Below are 21,515 nucleotides of genomic sequence, written 5' to 3'. Positions count from 1 at the left end.
TGGCCTCCGGGACCAAGGCTCTCCGCTTAGCGGAGGAACCCGGTCCCTTCGGCTGAAACTATTAAAAAAATTACATTCCTTTTGTCAGCAATTGATCTAGACGGACGGCAATGGCTGCGGCTTGCGCCCTGCTCAGTTCTCCACTTCCGTTAATGCTGCCGTTTACACCGTTAATGATGCCGGATTTAATCGCTGCAGCAACCGAGGCCTTTGCCCAATCCGGAATCGAAGCCCCGTCGCTGAATTTGCTCAGCAGCTCCGCTATTTCTTCTTCACTAAGCGTCTCTGAAGCTCCGATCGTCTCGATCAAACGCCCGGTCATAACCATGGCTTCGAGGCGCGTCAACGTTTCGTTCGGCGAATAAGCGCCGCCTTTCGAGCCGTTTACGATTCCCAGCTCGGAAGCGATGGAAACGCTTCGGTAGTACCATTTGGAAGAGTCGATATCGGTATAGCTGCTCTCTGCGTCCATATTCATCAACCCGGCCACACGAAGCAGTATCGTTGGATATTCAGCACGCGTAACGGCTGCTTCCGGATCGAAACGGTCCGGCCCTTTGCCTGTAACAAACAACTTGGATGCCGCATCCGATATGCTTGCCGCGCCCCAGAAATCCGCCCCTACATCCCGGAACGTATGGCTGCTGCTTACAAACATCAAACTTCCTTCTCCAGTCAGCTTCACATTGGCAAAGGTCGCTCCATCCAGTTGCTTAAGCTGCCATGGAATAGGAGTCCAGTTGCCGTCCTCTCCCACCAGCACTACGGCCGTAATGTCCGCTGGCTTAATGGAAGCAGGAATCGCAATGAACGCCCCAACCTCTTTCCTCCATACTTCATTCGGCAAATTCGCCGATACGGTCAATCCGTCTCCCGCTCCAAGAGCGGCGGCGCGAACGCTCTTCGCAATCGCTTCAAGCTGCGACTTAGCGGCCGGACTGTTGGCGGTCAGGTCAAGCTGCAAGCTTCCTTGATGGCCTTTGAGCATGTCCGGAGTCAGCTCAATCAGCGCCGAAGGCAGCTCCAGCTTAATCCCTTTTTGCTCCTTCTGCGCCCGTTGTACAACCGCTTCATCAATCGTAAACGCAAACCCGTCCGCCGCTTTGTCCGACGTTGCAATGACGATATCTCCCGCAGCCGTTACCTCAACATCCTTCTCCGTGATGTGAACGACAGCGGTAGTACCCTGCCATTGCCCTTCAACCGGCTTGCCGTTGACGGTCAGTTTAATCGGCTCTGACGGTTCTTCTTTGCCCGGATCAGGATTTGGAATTCCGCCACCGCCAGGAATGCCACCACCACCGGTGGAGGCCGACCATACTTTGGCATCCAGCTTCGCGGATGCGGCCAATGCTTCTTTTGTTAGCGATGTCCTCAAGGCGACAACCACGATATCTCCCGCGTTTGCCGGAATTTCTTTATTTACAGGAACAAAGCTCCAGCCGCTCAAATCTTGCTTGAATGTCGGCACTTCCGCATTTGCCCCTTTCGGGAACACCTTGTACACTAGCTGCTGGCCTGTCGTATCGACTGGCAAAGTCGCGTTCAGCTTTGTTTTTCCGCTCACCCCGCTAATCTCAGCTAGCAAAGCCGGCAAAGCTTCAAGCGCGGTCGGTTCCGTATTTTCAACCGAGGCGACCATCATCCCTTTAATGGAAATGTCCTCCGACAGCTTATATTCCGCTTCGATGAGGCTGGCGCCAGTTGCAATACCGGTCACATGCCCATCCTCCGTCATCAAGACGGAATCTCCCGCTTTTACGGTAAAGGTAAGCTTCGACTTATTCGCCTCGTCAATCGCAATCTCTTTAAACTTCGGCTTGCCCGCCGCATCCTTGCCGTCGGCGACCTTAAGCATAGCCACGACGTTTCCGGTTTCTCCCGGTTCCAACTCGTTTAATCCTTTAAGGACAAGCGCAGATGGCACCTCGAAAGCTCCATTTGTAATCTCGACGAAGGCAATGTTTTCATTGCCTGCTTGATCCGTCGATTGGACGGTGAGCTTAACCGTCGGTTCGTTCGAAGTAACGTTGACCGAACCTGCGAAAGTCCCGTCTTCGCCAACGGCTATAGACTGTCCGTTGACGAGGAGCGCCTTCACATCGGTGCTGGTCGTCCCTCTTACCGCAATGGCGTTTTTCCCGTTTGCCACCGTCGAGCGGCTTCCCGTAATCGGCTCATCCAAATAAAGAACCGGCGCAATCGTGTCCACCGTCAAATAAAGCATCGTGACGGCGCGGTCCTTCGTTTTTTTGTTCGTAGCCACAAGCTCAATCGCATAAGGTCCGTCCGTTTGGAAATGGTCGAGTGCAAGCGTCCCGGCGCTGCCCGAGCCCTGATTCGTCAAGGAAACTTTTCCAATGGATTCCTTGCCGTAGAATGCCTCGACTTCAACGTCCTTCTGATTTGAAACCAGATTGATCCGCTGTTTCGTTTCGTTTGTGAGCAGCTCCAGGAAATGCGGCTGCTGAACGAGCCCCGAGCCTGCTCCCGCACTCAGCTTAGGCTTGCTTGGCACCGGCAGCAGCGTATTTACGCTGTCCACTCGGTTCCCATAATGATAATTTTCATTTTTGTCTATCTCTTTGGAAGGCTTCGCTACGGCAGACACACCGATCACATATTTTTTGCCAACCTCAAGTCCCGTATATTTGACATCCTTCGGATCAACCTGAGAACCTTCCAGACTGTTCTTATCGATCTCCTTCGAAGTCGTCATCGCGTTCCAGCCGCCCAGCAGCATGCCTTCATATTTGCCCGTTGCCGCATTCCAGTAAGGAGCAAGCTCCTCTTCGGTAAAGAGCACCTCTCCGAAATTCGGATACGTTTCCAGCTCGCCGCCCGACTCCGTCAGCGCCTCAAACACATAGGCTTGTTCAAATTGCTCTTTCTTTTCCGCATGAAGGGCTTTTTTGGTCCCCGGCTTAAAAGAAAGGGCGAACAATCCGTTGCCCGCAGGCTCAATGGATACGTCGGTAACATCGTTTGGCGCCAGCGGATCGACGATTTCAAATTTGTCCGCCGACGTTTTGGTGCCGTACGCCACCTCAGAGCGAAGCTCCGCACGCAAGTAATAGTTACCTTGGCCAAGCAGACCGCGAATGTCCTCCGTTTCGCCAAGCAGCTGCACCTTCGACACATCGATCTCGATCTTTCCGCTTGTCGTTGCGCCGCTTATATTTCCGTTTTCGTCCAGCTTCACTTCCTTGGCAACCAGGAGACCTGGATCTCCTGGCTCAAGCACTTGCTCTCCGTTTTCCAAAACGGTTTGTTTGTTCGTTACAGGATCCTTGGTCAAATACAAGTTGACCGTGTCGCCCGGCTTCGCGTTATTGACCTTCCACGATGCCGTAAACTTATTCGGATCGGAAGGCTGCTTCGCCAGTTTCGTCTCCGTCAGCTCAGGCAAACTCGGAACGTTCAAGAGCCTCGTTTCCACAGGGGAGTTTGCCGAAAGCGTCCATTTTCCTTTTGCCTTTGCTGCCGGCACAATGATGTACGCTTTTCTTAAATCAACCCCGTCCTTCGAATCTCCGGCTGCAATGACTTGTGTAAACGCGTTGGCGTTTGGATTTGTATTCGTATTGTCGAACACAATTGGATACGGCTTGCCTAGCCCATCCTTCATCGTAAAGGAAGGCATTGTTTTGGCGTCGTACTCCATCTCGATAATGGCGTTGCCCGTTACAGCGTCCATTTGAATATCATGTGTACGGCCGCCATTACGGACGGCGATACCGCCAAGTCCAATCGTCGCGGAGCCGTTTTCGATCACTTTGACTCCATCCTCAACCTCGCGGTACACAATGTCTTGCGACGATTGTTCCGATTCAATCCACGAAGTGGCGAGCGCTTCTACGCCCTGTCCGATAACGATAAGACGAGGCCCCTTATCGGGATCGTCGACGACGAGATGCGCAAGTCCATCCGGCAATTTCTCGCCGTTCGTGCCGAACTCAATGCCTCCGCCCCAATAATAAGTAATGCCTAGCTTAATGAACAAAATGCCGATGCTGCCCCAAACCTTGTCGTTGTTGAGGCCAAAAAACACGCTTGACAGCGGCATGCCGCCAACGACTGGAACGTCGCCAGGAATTTGCACCTTCGCTCCGATAAATCCTTCGAAATCGGTTCTGTTTTTCTCCAAATTTTGTCCGACAAATATGCCCGCTTTGCCAATGACGACATCCCAGCCGCCGACATCGACTTCCGCTTCCAATCTTACAAACCAAGGCGTAACCCATTGCGCTTCCAGAAGCGCATAGGTCAGCATTGGAAGCAGTTCGTCCTCGCTCGGATCGGGAACGGTGGAGAAATCCATTTTTCCGACCACTTTCATTCCCGTCCGCTTCACCGTCAGATCGATATCGCCATGGAAAAAGGCGGGATTAACGCCAAATTTCAAGCTGACTCCCGCTTCAACGGTGAGCGGGAACGGATCGTCTTTTGACCCTCCGGCAATCGTGTCAGCCAGCTCGCGAACCGCTCCGCGAATGCCTGTCAAATAAGTGGCTCCCGTCAGCAAAATGCCGTCCTCGAATTCCGCGCCAAATGCAATGACATCCGGCAAAATACGCCCGTCATCCACTTGCTTGAAGGCCAGCTCCACCGAAACGCCGATGTTTTTGATATCCGCTTCAAATTCGATACCGTATTCGTTGTTGATATCTTCGACTTTTTGCTCGTAATGAACGATTTTGATTTCGCCGCTCGGCGCTCCGCCTTCTCCTTCTTCGCCTTCCGGAGCTTGCGCGTTGCCGCCTTCTTGCTCGCTCGGACCGAAAAGTCCCAATTCCTGATTCAAGTCGAACTTCAGACTCGCATCGACGCCTACAAAACCTTTATCGTTAAAAATAACGTTGCGCACTTCGGCGTCGACCACTTTCATCGAAAGCGATCCGCCGAATGAAATGCCGCCTTCCCGCAAAATAAAATCGTTAAACGAAAATCCAAACCCGTCAATATTGAAGCTTGGTGGTGCAAACAGGCTTTGGCGGTTAAAATAAACCGTTTCCAGCATGAGCTGGCGCAGCGGATTAAGTCTGTCGCCAAGAGCTCCGGCCGCCCAGCGCAAGCTGCCGTTTAAGCTGTCGTCTTCCGGATTGCCTTCGCTGGACGGAATTTCTCCTCTATCCAGCTCATAGCCTTCTCCTAGCGATTTATTGAAGCCGTTAAAGAAATCAAGCGTCCATTCTCCGTCATGGAAAACAAAACCGCTGCTCGCTACGCTAAGAGTACCGTCGCCTTTTGCAAACAGCGTATCGAAAAACGGCATCTCCTCGTAGTTTTCGACCTTGTTCTTGATGCCGAAAACATCAAGCTGCCCTCTAATAAATACGAGGTCTTTGCCTTCATAGGCAACCGCGTCGTTAATAATGGCCGGCTCCGTATCGGTATCCACAACCACTTGCTGGTCTAGCCCGACGCCGACCTGCTTGATCATCCCGCGTACCGTAACAAGCGCTTCCCGCTCTACGCCGTCCTCCTCGAAAAACTGTTCCATTTCTTCGTCGGATTCAAACAGCTTGTATTGATAGATGGGAACTTCCTCTAACGTTTCGTCATCCAAAAATTCTCCAAGCTCGAACTCTGGATCAAGCGCTTTATTAGCCGCTCCGAGCAACGTTTTTGCATATTTGAAGCTTACAATTTGGTCGTACAAGCTGGCGCCGTCCTCGAACGGTTCTCCCGGGAAGAGAGAGTTCAGTTCCTCCGCCAAATCCTCATCGATTTGTCCGCCGGCCGACTGGCTGCTGAGATCAACCGACTGCTTGTACAACGCAAGCAAATTCGCTTCGCGAATTCTAGATTCTTCATTGTCCGTCACCAAAAAGGTTTGGGTAGTCGTAATGTCGTAAAGAGCCGCGATTTCTTCGTCTCCCCCGGCATCGCCCTTATAATCGAGCTCCAACTGATATTCGCCAAGCGGAAGCTCTGGGCCAAGGTTCGCTTCGATGACGTTTCCGGCCTCATCGACCAGGTCGCCGCCGCGATACGTCATTCTCATGTCGCCGGAAAACCCGTCGTCTGTCGGTTGAAACAGTACGGACGATTGAACGGGCACCTTATAGCGGTCGCCTGTCATTTTATTTTTAATATAGAGGTCAAAATTCGGCTCCGTCGTTTTGTCGCCTAAGCTATAAGCTTCAATATTCGATAGATTCGCCGTTATATATTTTACATCGGACATATACAGCTCTTCCGGCGTTACTCCATATACGTAGGTCGGCACAGCCTCTCCTACAGGCGGAAGCATAATAAAGTTGGATTTGGTGGATAGATATTGGGCTTTGATCCCTTCATCTTCCGTCTGCGGCAGCTTCTTTTCCGTCGCCTCGCTGCTGACCGTCATTAAATATTGTTTATTGGAAGGCCACGGCCGCCCTTTCGCCTGAACGAGAAATTCGGCTACAAAGGTGTCGCCCGGCTTATATTTGGACTCTACCCCATTGGCCGCCTCTTCCGGCGTCAACGGCTTTTGGAACGTCTTCGCGTCGCTGCGAACCGGCCGCGTGACCACTTTGCCGTTGCCATCCCTCACCATTTCCCCGTTAGCGTCCAGCTCGACAAAGGAAAGTCCGCTTTCCAGCTCCAGCTTTACCTCTACTTTTTTATGTTCCATATCGAACATAGCCAAGTTTTCAATTTCGGCTGTAATTTTAAAGACGCCTTCATCTACATATCCGCTGTTGTCCGGCAAAGTGGCAAGCTGCTGCACTGTGTCCATGTAACGGATCGAAAACACCTTGTCCGGCTCGACAATTTCGCCAAGACCGTATATCGTCTCAAACGTCTGCACTTTCTGATTGCCCAGCTTCTCCGGCTGCCAATAAAAAGCAACGGCGGAATCGGCTGTGCCGTAGTCGTTTGTATCTCTCGTAAAATCCAGGTTGATATTCGGCTCATAATCCCATTTCGTATTCGAAAGGGAATTCCAATGCCCTACAATCATCTCGTCGACGATGTTGATGCCTTGCTCCGCAATGTTGTTAAAGCCGTAAGCGATAACGTTCGTCGCTGCGGGATCATTTACATTAAAAGCATCTCTCATTACCCAATAGGAAGGAATTTTGTAGAAAGCTTTGTCTTCATCCGGAACCTGCGGCTCGTGAACCAGCTTACGTTCTACCAAAAGAGGACTGCGATATGCCGTTCCGATCTGAAATTGCGGACCGTCGTTGCCTCCTACCATCGTATCGAGCAAAATACGAGAGCCTAGCTGGACGTCCGCGCCGCTTTTGTTCAGCACTTCGTAACGAACGTTCACATTGGCGGCATTCATTTTGTCCTTTGCGTTCTTATACACTTTTAAAATCTGCTTGATTTCAACGCCTTTTATTTTCCATACCGTCTCGATTTGGCTTGTGCCGTCCACGTTGTTTACGACAACGGGCTTAGACGTTTCGGAAAAAAACTTGGCCGCAAATTTATACGGGTTGCCGAAAATATAATCCGTTCCGTCAATTCGGAACGTCGTAAAGGACGTTTCCGGGTTGTCGCCTCTGAACATCAACTCGACGTTTTGATCCTTTTTTCGAATGGGCTGGCCATCCATGGTGCGAATACCGAAACGGCCGGTCGCATTGTCGACCGTCACCTTTATATAATCGTTTTGCAGCACCGTCGTTTTAGGCTCGTTGACCGCAGCCGCCACAGCCTCAAGGCCGGTCGTAAGCGAGCCCGCCACAAGAGCGACAGCCAGCAACCCTATACTCAGCTTTTTGAGCAGCTTCACCTTTTTGCCTCCTATCTCCGTTTGCGTTGCTAGTTTCATAGATTCATGCGCGCGCTTCGCCCATGCGGGCATCCGCCTATTGCAGTCTGCAACGGGCGGATCGCATGGGGCGAAAGCCGCGCTCTTTTACGAAGGCTTATTCGGTGTCGCCGATAAAGAAAGTGGCATATACGCGCTCGCGCTCCTGATTTCTAAGAACGATGGTGTACCAGCCCTTTTTCGGGAAGACAACTTGGAATTGTCCGTTCATTAATTCCTTATAGGTAATCTTCGTTGCAATATATTTCATTTCGCCTTCACGATACATGCCCGAATAGTAGAAGAGATCGTAAGTTCCCCACTCGTTGACAAGCTCCTCGCCATTAACCGTTACCAGGTTGTGGCGCGAGATGGTGAAGGTCAATTTGTTCGTATTGAACAGCGCCGTTTCTCCGCCTGCCGAAATGAGCGTATTGTTGGCGAAAATGAGCATGCCCGCTTCGCTGACCACGACTACATCCTGGTAAACGACCGTTTCATTGCCGACCTGGTCCACAGCCGTATATTTCACGCGCTGCCTTCCAAGCTTGGACAAGTCCAGACCGCTAATTCCCACTTTAATGTTTGCCGAATCGGATAAATTGTCGCTGACCGTAAAGCCGCCCAAATCTTTGCCGAAATCAAAACCGGCCTTGTTTTGAATGACTCCCGTCGCCGCCATCCGAAGCTGAAGCTCCGGCGCCTCGTTGTCGAGCCCTCTTACTTTAACGGGCACTTTCGTGAGCTGTCCTAGCAAATCAGACAAGCCAATGACCGTTGTGCCGTCCGCCGAATAGATTCGGCTGTATGCAAAGGTTCCGTCCGCTTCGCTAATTTGATTGGTATAGTTACCGCTATCGTCTTTGGCCGGTTTTGCGCCAGCAAATACCGCGTTCTGCGAGGATGAGCCACCCTTCAGCGTCACCATCACTTTTCCTTTGGCATATGGCTGGCCATGAATGGTCACTATGTTTTTCGCTGGAACCGGCTTGCCGTCCTCATCGACAAAAACATATTCGATCTCATTCACTTTTGGAGCGGACAAAATATGATTTACTTCTGTTTCCACAACGGTCGTATTGCCGTATTCATCGGCAACGGTAAAGGAAACGGCGCCGTTCTCCCGCATCACAACGCTTTTTTCATTCCCCAGCACCTTAATCGTTTTGGCAGAACCGTCTTCGTTTACAACCTCCAGCTTGACCCCGGAAGCGGCCAGAACGTTTCCGTTCTCGTCTTCAATCGTGCCGAAAGTCCATTGCCCCTTATCGCCATACGTGTAAGATTGAACAATTTTTACTTTCGGCGCCTCCTTGTCAATGTTGGCGACCGTCGCTTTGGCCGAACCCGCATTGCCGGCTTCGTCGCGGAATTGGAACGTAAACTCGCCGTTTTCTTTAAACGTAAAGGAAGACGAACCCGAATTGTTGACGATGACTACAGGCTCCGAAGTCGAGGCGAGCTGCACTGTGACGTTGCCGCCCGTTTTTCCTGTCACCATATATTCAATCGTGCCTTGCGGCGCAGTGCCGTCAATATTGCCAACACCGATATATAGCGTTTCTGTACGCAGCGGATCGTTCAGATCGGTAAGATCGAACGAATAAAAACCGTTTTCGTACACTGTAAACGTGTTGCCTTTACGCACAGGCACGGAAGGATTGGCCTTGGAAGGGACCACTTTGATTCCGAGCGGAGGCGAAACGGCAATGTCAACGCCTTTGCTCGGCGTAACCGGCCTTGCCGTGTTCAACGAAGCAGTCGCATAAACGGGCTCCGTTCCCGGCTGAAGAGCCGCTTCAGCAAGTACAGGCTCCCCGATGACCCCCGTATTTTTTCTGAACTTCACTTTCAATTGCAATTGCGTCGTATCGTCCGTAGGCACTTCCACCGATACGAAGTTGGTGTACGGCCTCCATTTCAGCCACGACCCGCCATTATCTGGAGAAATGGAATATTCATATCCCCTCAAATCTTCCGTGGCAAGAGTTTGCTTCAGTATAGCTGTGTAGCCGTCATCCTCATCCCCGTACAGATGAATGAGCTTGACGGTTGCGGTGGCGGGCGGAACGTCGCTGCCACCAGCTTTAGACACTTTAAAAATGCCGTCCGTATAAGCCACAATGGCGTTGCCCGCTCCGTCCACCGCTTTGACATAAAGGCGGAAATCGGCAACTTCCCCTTTGTTTAAGGAGGAATTGTCGATGACAACCTTTCCGCCCCCCTCAAGATTGTTCCATCCAAGGGATGCAGCGGTCGGCGCTTCCGCCCCTTCCTTCACCCATTGATATTCCTTCAACAGATTCGAAGAGCTATAGCTCTCTGCTACCGTAACGGTGACATCATGGGATTCTCGAGGATAAGCGACGCCGCTTTTGCTGAAGGTAACTGTCGGCGCTTCATTATCGAAATAATAGGCTTTGGAATAGTAGTAGTAACGATCGCCTTGTTTAGCCATGACATGAATATAATAGATTCCGTTTTTGTCCGGCGCTGAAGGAATCATATAACTAAACTTCTCGCTTGCGAGCGCCCCTGCCCCCGGGCTTTCTTCAGCTGCTCCGGACGGCTCGTCCACCGCTCCCTCCGCGTCGTTAGGCGACTCACTCTGCGCGGCATTCGGAACGGTTGCTTCATCGCCTGATCCGCCATTGTTAACCGCCAAGCCGGTTATTGGAGTGCCGATCAGCTCCATATACTCCGACTCGCTGGATGGACGGACCGAGCTTGTGCCGAAAGCGTAAGCTACTTTGTCCGGCGTAATGCCTTCAATAACAAACTCCACCGGATGGCTTTGCTTGAAGTTAGGATCGGACTCCGGGTTAAAGCTTGCAAGCACGCTTGCTTCGGAGCTGACGACGGCAAGCTCTTCGGTTGCCTGTATCCTTTCGTTTCCGGCCATGTCGGACGCTTTTACAAAAAACTGGTATTGGCCGTCTTCGAAAATGTCATTCATCGTAGCAGCGGTTATTTTCCCATTCACAGGAACGATGCTTTTCCAATTAATGTCTGTCGGCTGCTCGCCCACTTTCACCCACTGGTAATGGACATTTTGCAATCCGCTATGCTCGTCGGAAATATCGGTTGTCACCTGCACATTCATCGTGCCGTTGCCTGACAGCTCGCTGAACAATATAGCAGGACCCTTGTTATCGAGCTTGAATGGCGTCAAGTTATAGGACCAGTTGGAATCGTTCTTTTTAAAATCGTTTAGCGGCCAAATGCTCAAATCGTCGTATTGGCCAACGGCGGCCAGCGCCTTGTCATCCGCGTATTTAATGCGGTCCGCTTCGGAGCCATTCGGCAGTTCCGCCTTCCACCGCTCATATTGTTCAGTGTGATCGAGCACATATTGTTTTTTCTTTTCGTATTGCATCAATTCTCTTGCGGAATCCCAGCTCATATCCGCCGTCCAGCTATGCAAATACCAAACGCCGCTTTTTTCCGCCGTCAAGGCAGCCGCTGGGGGATCGATCATATTTGTTTTGTTGTTTACCGTTTGTAAACGAACATCCTCGAAGCCTTCCGGATACAAGTCCTCGCCCGGCTGTTTCGCCGTCAAGGAGTACCGTTTCACCGCCGCAAACTGATCCCCCTCTTTTCCGAGGAACGGATCTTCAGGATGCTGGCTCCAGAAATAATAAACGAGTCCGACGGATGGAGAGCCTTCTCCCGTCACATTGGAAGGACGGAAAATCCCTTTGCTCGGCCTGTTCTGACCCCGGATTTCAACGAGCGGATCAAGCGCAGGTATTTTCAAATCGGGATCGTCGGCATTAATCGTCACTTTCCCGTTTTTCTTATAAAGCTGATTCGTCGCTCCGCCTTGTTCAAAGCGAAAGCCGATCACCGGTTTTGTGTTGTCGATCGAAAGCTCGGCCCAGTCAATTTTGGAATTGACGAGCGAAGTGTTGCCATCCTTATGCTCGCCCTCGAAATCTGCCGGCTGAATAAGCAAGTTGCCCGCATAATCGGCAATGACATTTTTGTCGGAGTTGTCCCCTTTGCTGTCATTCGAAATAGCAATGGCCTTCAATAATGGAGTCTCTTCGATCACCTTGTCCGAGACGTTAAGCCGGAAAGTCCATGCCGTTGTATTTTCGCCGGATACATAATACGCCTTCATTCCGTTGTTGAAATGAATAAACGTTTTGGCAATGTCCCAGCCTCTTTTGATCGTCGCTTCTTCCGTTAACTGCACGGTAAAATCAAAGCTGTCGTTGTTGTTGACCGTTACTTTGGTCAAAATTTCCGGCTGTATCCCGTTTCCTGATTTCGTATACTTCGGGGCGACCGCATCGACGATGATTCGGAAGCCTCCGTTAGTGAAATCAAATGGGTTTACGTTTTTGCCGTCCAAATAATCGTTGCTTCCAAGATTCGCCTTGCCCGGGAAGCTGATGTCCGCGACGTTGCCGGCTTCATCGGTCAGATGGGCTTCCGCCAATTTTTGCTCTACCGGACGGTTCATGGGCAACGCGCTGTCTTCTTTACCCGTTATATTCGGCTCCAGCGGATTGTTGCCGCTATCGTCGTATTTGGCTCCTATGTATTTGTAAGCGATGCTGGCATGCAATTCATCCAACGTTTTGGATGTATACATTTGATTAATGAGATAATTGCTTTCTCCGGCTTTCGGCAAGCCTGTCCCATCCTTGTTTGTAAACAACGGATGTTTCAGGAAGTGCTCGCTAAACCCTTCCGTAAGGCCGGCAGGCTTAACCGGCTCGGAAAAGTTGTAAGCAAGCGTAATATGCTCCTGCTCCTTGACGTACAGCTCCATCTGGTTGATCTTCTCGTTCAGCCGCTCCTGTCCGTTGCCTGTAAAGGTGTAATCGTTCATAACGGGACGGACTTTGTCTTCAAATTTAATGTACAAGCCTCTTGCGCCAATCGGCCCTAAATCGTCGCCTTCTCCCTCGACTTCAATTTCAATAACGGAGGTTGGCGTAAGCGTCACTGTTTCGTGCCTTGCGCCCAAATTCCGGCCCGCTATAATTTCCTCGCCGTTATGCTTAATGACGATATCCGTAATCCGGGTTTTACAAAATCCCAGAATGCACTCTTCTTGATTTGCCAGCTCGTTAAAGCCGATGTTCATTTTGGCATGACCGCCTTTGGCGAGCCCACTTAACGTTTTATTTGCGGCAACATTGATGACAAATCTATCCGTTGTCCATCCGCCGTCTCCCGAAAATACGTCGCCGTTGCTCCAATCGATTGTATCTCCCGATTCGCCGCTGTAGCTGAAGCCGTCAGTCGCCATCTTAAAATTGATAAACGTGTTTGTCGCGGCGTAAGTCAAATTGCCAATGACTGCGCCCGCATTGCCAAGCAAAACTTTTTTGTCGGCCGCCCGTGCCGCTTGGGCCTGCTCCATTCCCTGCGGCAGCATCGTCATGACCATACATACCGTCAAGAGAACGGCTAAGTACCGGCTGAACCTCTTTTCCCTCATCCCCATGACCTCCGTTAAAATACCGTCTTCTAACATGAAACTAAAGTCCTTAATCATCGACATTAATTGCATAAAAAAACCATGATTCGACCGATTTTCAACATATCACGAACCACTTAACAAACACTAAACACAGCTCATTAGGTACTGGGACTCATTCTATTTTGACGGTCACAGGGGACGGAACACCGATTCGAATCGGAGAAATATGGTATACTATCGCTATGGAACAGTGGAAAAAGAATCTAATTGTGCTGTGGTTCGGGCAGTTTCTGGTGATGGCCGGGATGACGATGATTATCCCGTTTTTGACGCTTTATTTGCAGTTTGAATTGGGGCTTTCCGATCCCCATGAAATCGGAGTTTGGGCAGGAGTCATTTTTGCGGGCAATTTTGTGACGGCATTTATTTTTCAGCCGATATGGGGGAAGCTGGCGGATCGGTACGGGCGCAAAATGATGCTGCTTCGTTCTGGATTTGGAATGGCGATTGTGATGGTGCTGATGGGTTTTGCAACAAGTCCATGGCATTTGCTCTTGCTTCGAATGCTGAACGGAACGATCTCCGGTTTTAACCCGGCCTCGATTGCGCTTGTATCCGCTACAACGCCAAAGGAACGTATGGGCTTTGCTATGGGAACCATTCAATCGGGCGCAATGGCGGGTACGATACTGGGGCCTTTTATGGGAGGATTACTTGCGGATGCGGTCGGATACCGCCCTATATTTTACATTACTGGCGCGCTTCTTTTTGCGGCTTCGCTGCTCGCGCTGTTCGTTGTAAAAGAAAATTTCGATTTGGAAAAAGCCGCTTCCAGAGTGCAGGCGTCCGTCATGGAGGGTTTCAAAAAAATAAGCCGGATTCCCCAGCTCATGGCGCTTTTTGGAGTGACCTTCCTCATTCAATTCGCCAATATGAGCCCCATGACGCTTATTCCGCTCTATGTGCAGGAGCTGCATGGATCGACCGCCAATTTAGCTTTTCTGGCAGGGTTTATCGGCTCCGTGACCGGACTTTCCAACATGCTCGCTTCTCCGCTGCTTGGCAAGCTAAGCGACCGAATCGGCGCGGAGCGGGTACTTGCGGTCTCCCTTGTCGGAGCCGCTCTAGCGTTTATTCCTCAGGCGATGGCTACGACCGTTTGGCAGCTTGCCGCCGCAAGGTTTGGGCTTGGGCTGTTTCTAGGCGGACTCATTCCCGCCGTCAATGCGCTTATTCGCAAATATACGCCGGACGGTATGGAAAGCCGCGCTTACAGCTTCAACAGCAGCACGCTCAGCCTTGGCAATATGGTAGGACCGATAACGGGGGGAGCGCTATCCGGCTATATCGGCCTAAAGGGACTTTTCCTCTTGTCGGGAGCGCTTATGCTCGCGAACGGCGTTTGGGTATGGCTGTCGCTGATCGGCAATAAAACGGCGGTCGGCCGCAAACGAAACAAAAGACGAGAAGAGCAATGACGCTCCTCTCGTCTTTTGTTTAGTTCCGCTCTTTTACACGAGCGATTGCAATACCGTCATATCCCGGCAAAATCGTGCTCTCCAGCCGCTCATCGTTGGCGATTCTTTCATTGAACGATCTAACCGCGCGAACGGAAGGCCCTTGCTTCGCTTCGTCCGTCGTTCTGCCGCGCAGCAAAATGTTGTCTGCAATAATTAACGCACCCGGCTCCGCCAGTTCAATGGCGTAGTCCAAATAGATCGGGTATCCTTCCTTGTCTGCATCGATAAAGAAAAAATCGAACGTTTTTCCTTCTTCTTTTAGAAGCGCGAGACTTTCCTTGGCATCCCCTGTCCTGTAGCCCACTTTGTCTCCAAGACCCGCGGACTCCACATGTTCTCTAGCCACCTCGGCATATTCAGGGAGCAGTTCCAGCGACAACAGGCTTCCGCCTTCTTTCAATCCTCTTGCGAGACAAATGCCGCTATAGCCGCCAAGCGCCCCTATTTCAAGCAGCTTGCTTGCACCTGTCATACGCACCAGCATCGTAAGCAGTCTCCCGTAGCCGTCAGCGATGGAAATGCTCGGCATGCCGCGGCTTGCAATGCCTTCTTTGACCCGCCCCAGCTCCTCATCTTGCTTGTATAATGAATCAATATATTGTTCATCGATCGACATTCTGTTCTCTCCTATTATTATGATTTGTAATAAACGTCATCTTTGTCCTATACTTAATTGTATGATTTTATATGAGACGTGACAAGAAACCGTCGGCAACATCCAATATAATCGCGAAGGAACTGAGAATATCAGATGAAAGAACTGCAATTAATCGCTACTTCACCAATGGGCCTAGAAGCCGTAGTCGCACGAGAGCTGAAGGAACTGGGCTATCACGATCTGCAAGTCGAAAACGGGAGAGTCAACTTTAAAGGCGGCCCGGAAGATATTTGCCGGACGAACCTATGGCTTCGCTCCGCCGGACGTATTTTGATCAACATGGGCAAATATAAAGCGACTACCTTTGAAGAGCTGTTCGAAGGAGCGAAAGCGCTGGATTGGCCGGATTGGATTCCGGAAAACGGTGAATTTCCCGTGGAAGGCCGCTCGCATAAATCCCAGCTGTCCAGCGTGCCAGCTTGCCAAAAGATCGTTAAAAAAGCAGTAGTCGAGAAAATGAAGGAACGTTACGGAACGGAATGGTTTACAGAAGACGGCGCTAGGTACGTGATCGAAGTATCGCTGCTGAACGACGAAGCGCTTCTCACGCTGGATACCTCCGGAGACGGTTTGCATAAGCGCGGCTACCGCCTTGTTTCTAATGAGGCGCCGATTCGCGAGTCGATGGCCGCTTCGCTTATTTTGCTCAGCCGCTGGCGTCCAGAGCGCCCTTTGTACGATCCTTTCTGCGGATCGGGCACCTTTTTAGTCGAAGCGGCGATGATCGGCTGGAACATCGCGCCCGGGCTGCGCCGACATTTTAATAGCGAGCGGTGGGAACGGGTAACGAAACAAATGTGGGATACGGCAAGAGAAGAAGCCTACGATTCCGTTAAAGACGATGTGCCTCTGCAAATTGCGGGCTCCGACATCGATCCGAGAGCCATTGAAATTTCCGAGGCTGCAATTAAAAGAGCCGGTTTCTCAAAGGAAATCAGCGTCAACGTTCTGCCCGTGGCAAAAGCCAAACCTAACGGCGATTACGGCGTCTTCATTACGAACCCGCCTTACGGGGAAAGGCTTGGCGATGAGCGGGAAGCGGAAGCTGCGCTGCGGCAATTCGGATTGACCTCGCTCCATTATCGGAATTGGTCTGTATTTGCCATTAGTCCTTCGGACAAAGTGGAGCATTATATGGGCAGAGTAGCTGATAAAAAACGGAAGCTGTTCAACGGCCGGATTCAAACCGATTTCTATCAATTTTTTGGACCGTTGCCCCCAAGGGAGAAAAAAAATGACTAAACCAAGCGAGCGCGCCATTCGGCCTGAACGGCGCCCCCGCCTTCCCGTTCGATCCTCACTCGGCTCGATACTGCGCTGGCTGGACAAGCTTGTTGTTTTGGATGTCATTCTTTTTGCATGCCTCATGGTGCAAAAGCTATATTTGTTCAACGATTTGCTGTCCGTACAATATATGGACATGAACGATACAGATCGGAAAGTCGAGACGGGAGCCTTGCTGCTCCTTTCTTTCTGGACGCTTCTGCTCCCAACGAGAGGCCGGATTTTAGCTCTAATTGGGCTTAATCTGGGCCTGTCTTTTTTGTTGTTTGCCGATGTCGTCTATTACCGATACTTTCAAGACTTAATTACCGTTCCTGTCTTGCTGCAGCTTGGCCAGGTGGAATCGTTAGGCGGCAGCATCCACTCCCTGCTGACCTCGCGAGACTTTTGGCTTTTGGCTGATGCGCTGCTGCTTCTGCCCTTTGCCGTTTATCTCATTTGGAAAGGGCGCGCCGCCTTGCAGTCCCCGGCTTCACTCGCCGCTCCAAAGCCACGAATGACAACCGCCATCCGCTTGGGTACGGCAGCTGCCGCTTTTACAATCGGTGCCGCCCTATTTTTTACTCCTATCAACCGCGCTACAGATACTTGGGCCAAAGGATTGTTCGAAAAAAACTGGTGGAACTTAGCGATCTATAACGTTGCTGGAGCCGTTGGCTTTCATGGCTACGACGTGTACCGCTATGCCCAGCTGCACTGGTTTGGCTCCGAGGCCGTTACAGCGGAACAAAAGTCGGAAACGCAAGCTTGGATGGAAAGTCGCGGACTAGCCAGACGGGAGCTGGAAAAGGACGCCTCGTTCGGCGCTTATAGGGACAGTAACGTATTAATGATACAAGTTGAATCGCTGCAAAACTTTGTCATCGGAAAGTCGATTGGCGGAAGTGTTATTACGCCCGTCCTGAACGACCTTGTTCAAAACAGCGCTTATTTCTCCCGCTTCTATCACCAAACGGCGCAAGGGCGCACGTCTGACGCCGATTTTGCGGCCAACTGCTCTCTGCTGCCGACTAAAAGCGGATCTGCCTTTATCCAGTACGCCTCCAACGAGCTAAGCTGCCTGCCCGAGCAATTGAAAAAAGAAGGGTATGCCGCTAATGTTTTTCACGCTTATCAGGGCGGCTTCTGGAATCGGAACGTCATGTACAACAATATGGATTACGATCAGTTTTATAGCTTAAAACATTTCAAAATGGACGAGCGATTAGGCTGGTCGCTAGGGGACAAATCGTTTTACCGTCAATCGATGGACGTTGTGGCGGAATTGCCGCAGCCCTTCCACGCATTTATGATTTCGCTCACCAGTCATCATCCTTACAAAATGCCTGAGGAGCATAACAAGCTGGATGTGGAGGAGCTCGAAGGTACGATGATGGGCGATTATTTGCAATCGATCCATTATGCCGACGCCGCGCTTGGCGAATTAATCGAAAGGTTGAAAGCCGAGAAGCTTTGGGATCAAACGATATTTGTACTGTACGGAGATCATGACAGCGCCATTCCCGATTGGAATTTGTTTTCTAGATTTATGGAAGATCCGAACAATGAGGCGCAGCGGGAACATGTCATCAAAAATGTGCCGTTTATTGTCCATTTGCCGGACAACGCATATGCCGGAGAGTACCGGTCTGCAGGAGGGCAGCTCGACATCGCCCCTACCGTTATGCATCTCCTTGGGTTGTCGACAGCCGCTCCCGATTGGCTCGGTTCACCCCTGCTGACGGAGCAGCCCGAAGAAACTCGGCTCGTTGTGCAGCGCAACGGGGCCTGGACGGACGGTACTCGAACCTATATTCCGTCAGAGGATGGACTGACCGCAAACGGCAAATGCTACTCCGCCGATACGGGAGATTTGCTTCAGCTTAGCGAATGCTCCCCCATGACGGAGTTGGCCGATAGCGAAATCACGATGTCCGATCGGATCATTACGGGCGATTTGATTCGCGATTTCCATACTGGCGATGCCGTTGAAGTCGTTGGAGAACAAAATTAAAATACGTAATATCCGCATCACGGCAAAAAGAGGGGTTCCTAACCGAACAAGCGGTTTAGAAAGCCCCTCTTTTTAATTAATCGGCATAGACCTCTCTCTATTGCTATGACACTTGAGAGTTGTCCGTATGTTCCTTCAGCCAACGAAGCACGTCATCGATCGTTTCCACGGCTACGATGTTAAGCTCTGGAGCCCCGCTCCGCGCCTCCTGTTCCCCTTCGGCCGGAACAAAAAACACATCCGCCCCCGTCCGGCTTACCGCATAAGCTTTTTGCGAAATGCCGCCCACCATGCCGATTCCGCCGTCAGTCTCAATGGTGCCCGTACCCGCTACATGCAGCCCCCCTGTAATTCCTCCTGGAGTTAACTGATCGAGGAATGCCAGCGTTAGCATCGCGCCATGTGACGGCCCTCCTAAATGAGCCTTATATTGTTCGAAACGGATATCTCTTGGCGTGTCCAAAGTCACTTCGGTTTGCACGGATACGCCAAATACTGCTCGGCTTGCGTCCTGTTCGGAAGAAACGGTTGGCACGGAAAGCTCGATCTGTTCGCTTCCTCTTTTAACGGTCAGAGCTGCACTTTGTCCAGGCTTGATAGAATCCGTCATATATTGAATCATGTCTTGGACTATTCGAATGGCCTTCCCGTTAATGGCGGTAATGACATCTCCGCCTTGAAGCTTGCCTTCCGCTGGGCTGTCCTTTAGAATTGCAACGATCTTTGCCCCTTCCGGAACAACCCCTTTGCCGATCCCCGCCTTCTCCAGCGCGATTGCGGCCGCAACTCGGTTGGCATCGGTTTTCATAGCGACAACTTGCGCATAAGATTCCGACAGCGGAGGCTCATTTTCAGGAATGGGGTGGAAACTGTACTGCGGAAATAAAACTCCGTAAAGCTTGTCCGCCAATACGGCAGGACGCTCAAAAACGAGCACGCCGTCAATGAGGCCGCCCGTCCCCCCGCCTGCAATATGAGCATATTGGTTCAAATCCAGCGTCATGCCGGGATAGATGACATTTTCTTTAGTCGGGATTAGCAAAAGCGCGAGCGACGCAATGATAACTAGCAGCGCAGAGCCGCTTCGCCACGGCGTTTTTCTCCGCTCCAGCCACTCGCTTGCCGCAAAATCGACGGCCGCCAGCACAGTGGCTATGCTTGCGGCAATTAGCATCATTCCCCACTCACCGGGCGTGAACAAGAAGAAATAAATGAGTGCGACAGCGCTTGCCGCGATGGCGTATCTTGTTACTTTGATCCACAACGGAAGGCCGCGCCCAAACGTCAGTACAATAGCACCTGCCGCCAAGCAAGCGGGGATAAGCGGCAAAACGTAAAACAGTCCATTTATAATTTCGATCCATTGAACCTTGCCGGAGGGTAAAGAAGCCGGTACCCAAATGAGCTGAGCTGCAACTATCGCTATAATCGCGGCAATAAATCCAATTGAATATAGGCGCCTGCCCCATCGGTATTGATTATGCAAATCCAGTCCTCCCTGTACCTTGTAAATTGTCGGCAAAACATAATAAAAGGCGAGGAAGCCGTGAACCGCTACGCTCCACGTTCCCTTGCCTTTGAATTTCCATTAAAGCGAGCTCTAGCCTCTGCATCGACTCCATTAGGTCTCTTGTCCGGCGTACCGATCGTTATTTGCTCTGCAAATAACGTCTCTGCTCCTCGCCGATGCCGCGGTCTCTTGCTTCGCCCTTTTCTATGTCCACAATGCGCTGAATCCACTGGGAAGGCGTTCCTCCGAGCATCTTGGCACGGTCTAGCAGCCCTGCATAGTGCTCGCATTGCTCGTAGCCGCCCAGCCTGCGAATGACCGCGATATATTCGACAACAAGCTCTCTGGCCGCTTTGGCCGAATAGCCGAAATCGCGGGCCAGCGCTTCCGCAATTCCCCGTTCAAATGCGCTTAGTCTCACTCGTGTCCCTGACGTCGCCATACATCCACCTTCCCCCGGTATAAATATGATACCCGATTAGTGCAAGATGCGCTTCCCAACGCTCCGAGGCAAATACGACTTGGTTGCCCAGCTTTAAGGCATCCAGCCTTCTTCCCTTTTGCGACCTAATAATTTGTTCATAGAACCAATTGTCGTCTTTGTTTAATTGTACCCCTTTATGCACGATTTTGCCAGTGTCATTGTCCGCCATGGGGCCAATCATGATGTCAGGATGAACCGCGCAAGGGTCCTCACCCTTCTGTCCCGTTTTGCGATGGCTGTACACAAACGAAGCCCATGCCGGCGAATCAGACAGAAACAGCAGCGGCTGGATGTCCGCCGGAATGCTCGCCAGCTCCACAACCAGAACGCACGGTTTTCCTCCGTCCCATGACTCCTTCGCCGTTTTGTGCGCCCATTTTCTCGCTTGAGCAACCGAAATCGTCGTATAAAATCCTTCGCCAAAATCTTTGCCCGGCCGCCAATATTGCGATTGGAGCAGCTTCTCCCGAAACGAATCGACGGTTATGCTGGTTGTGCCGTGATAAAGCAATTGCGGAGTTGGAATGTCCATCTAGAGCCCCTCCCCTTGCCGGGCCAACAAAAAAACCCAACATCATGTGCGTTGTTGGGTTTAAATGCAGGCTCGCTCTATAGTGCGATGAATTATTTCTTAAGATAAACCAAAGCCTTTTGGATGGCCTCGTCTTCTGTCGCGCCTTTTACATACCGTCCATTAATAAATACAAATGCATAACGAGCGCACGGCCCGCAATAGGATTTGCAACTTACTTGCTGAATCTCCGCGTTCGGAGCAAGCTTCTCCAGCTTGGCAATTGTCGTTTTCATCCCCATGTGCTTGCATTTGTCGCAAACTCTAATATCGTTAGTAGCCATGATCCAGTCCCATCCGTC

At 51.1% G+C, this 21,515-nt stretch carries 10 protein-coding genes; 3 read left to right on the top strand and 7 right to left on the bottom strand.

From position 1 onward, the window contains the following. Positions 1 to 70 precede the first annotated feature (70 nt). Positions 71 to 7,735 carry an S-layer homology domain-containing protein gene (locus ACFQZE_RS01380; RefSeq protein ID WP_379352876.1) on the bottom strand — a complete coding sequence of 2,555 codons (7,665 nt, stop codon included), beginning with the start codon at positions 7,733 to 7,735 and terminating at the stop codon, positions 71 to 73. Positions 7,736 to 7,871: 136 nt separating this feature from the next. Next, positions 7,872 to 13,211, bottom strand: a complete 5,340-nt coding sequence (locus ACFQZE_RS01375) for a hypothetical protein (RefSeq protein WP_379352874.1) — start codon at positions 13,209 to 13,211, stop codon at positions 7,872 to 7,874. A 224-nt stretch (positions 13,212 to 13,435) separates the two neighbouring features. On the opposite strand from ACFQZE_RS01375, the gene ACFQZE_RS01370 reads away from it, so the two are divergent. Beyond that, positions 13,436 to 14,671 carry an MFS transporter gene (locus ACFQZE_RS01370; protein WP_379355447.1) on the top strand — a complete coding sequence of 412 codons (1,236 nt, stop codon included), beginning with the start codon at positions 13,436 to 13,438 and terminating at the stop codon, positions 14,669 to 14,671. Between the two features lie 19 nt (positions 14,672 to 14,690). Here ACFQZE_RS01370 and ACFQZE_RS01365 read toward each other — a convergent pair whose 3' ends face one another. Next, positions 14,691 to 15,329: an O-methyltransferase gene (locus tag ACFQZE_RS01365; protein WP_379352872.1), complete on the bottom strand. Its 639-nt coding sequence runs from the start codon at positions 15,327 to 15,329 to the stop codon at positions 14,691 to 14,693. 135 nt (positions 15,330 to 15,464) lie between these two features. Between ACFQZE_RS01365 and ACFQZE_RS01360 the strand changes: the two genes are divergently transcribed. Together ACFQZE_RS01360 and ACFQZE_RS01355 are read left to right on the top strand one after the other, a co-directional pair. Continuing rightward, the gene (locus ACFQZE_RS01360) at positions 15,465 to 16,613 is read left to right on the top strand and encodes a THUMP domain-containing class I SAM-dependent RNA methyltransferase (protein ID WP_379352869.1); all 1,149 of its coding nucleotides are present in this window, start codon (positions 15,465 to 15,467) and stop codon (positions 16,611 to 16,613) included. Continuing rightward, positions 16,606 to 18,648 (top strand): LTA synthase family protein, encoded by a 2,043-nt coding sequence (locus ACFQZE_RS01355; protein WP_379352867.1) that lies wholly within the window; start codon positions 16,606 to 16,608, stop codon positions 18,646 to 18,648. The genes ACFQZE_RS01360 and ACFQZE_RS01355 overlap by 8 nt, the downstream gene beginning before the upstream one ends. 103 nt (positions 18,649 to 18,751) lie before the next feature. On the opposite strand, the gene ACFQZE_RS01350 is transcribed toward ACFQZE_RS01355, so the two are convergent. The 4 genes from ACFQZE_RS01350 to ACFQZE_RS01335 form a co-directional block, all read right to left on the bottom strand. Further along, on the bottom strand, positions 18,752 to 20,134 hold the full coding sequence (locus tag ACFQZE_RS01350) for a PDZ domain-containing protein (protein ID WP_379352865.1): 1,383 nt from the start codon (positions 20,132 to 20,134) through the stop codon (positions 18,752 to 18,754). 163 nt (positions 20,135 to 20,297) lie between these two features. Next, a complete protein-coding gene (locus ACFQZE_RS01345; RefSeq protein WP_379352863.1) occupies positions 20,298 to 20,600 on the bottom strand; it encodes a hypothetical protein in 303 nt (100 codons plus the stop codon). Further along, positions 20,560 to 21,174, bottom strand: a complete 615-nt coding sequence (locus ACFQZE_RS01340; protein WP_379352861.1) for a DUF3990 domain-containing protein — start codon at positions 21,172 to 21,174, stop codon at positions 20,560 to 20,562. Before ACFQZE_RS01340 ends, ACFQZE_RS01345 begins: the two co-directional genes overlap by 41 nt. A 92-nt stretch (positions 21,175 to 21,266) precedes the next feature. Further along, entirely contained in the window at positions 21,267 to 21,497 is a 231-nt protein-coding gene (locus tag ACFQZE_RS01335; RefSeq protein WP_379352859.1) for a YuzB family protein, read from the bottom strand. Between the last annotated feature and the right edge of the window lie 18 nt (positions 21,498 to 21,515).

The sequence above is a fragment of the Paenibacillus sp. GCM10027627 genome (assembly GCF_042675505.1).
Taxonomy (GTDB): domain Bacteria; phylum Bacillota; class Bacilli; order Paenibacillales; family Paenibacillaceae; genus Pristimantibacillus.
This window is presented reverse-complemented; position numbering and strand designations above follow the sequence as displayed.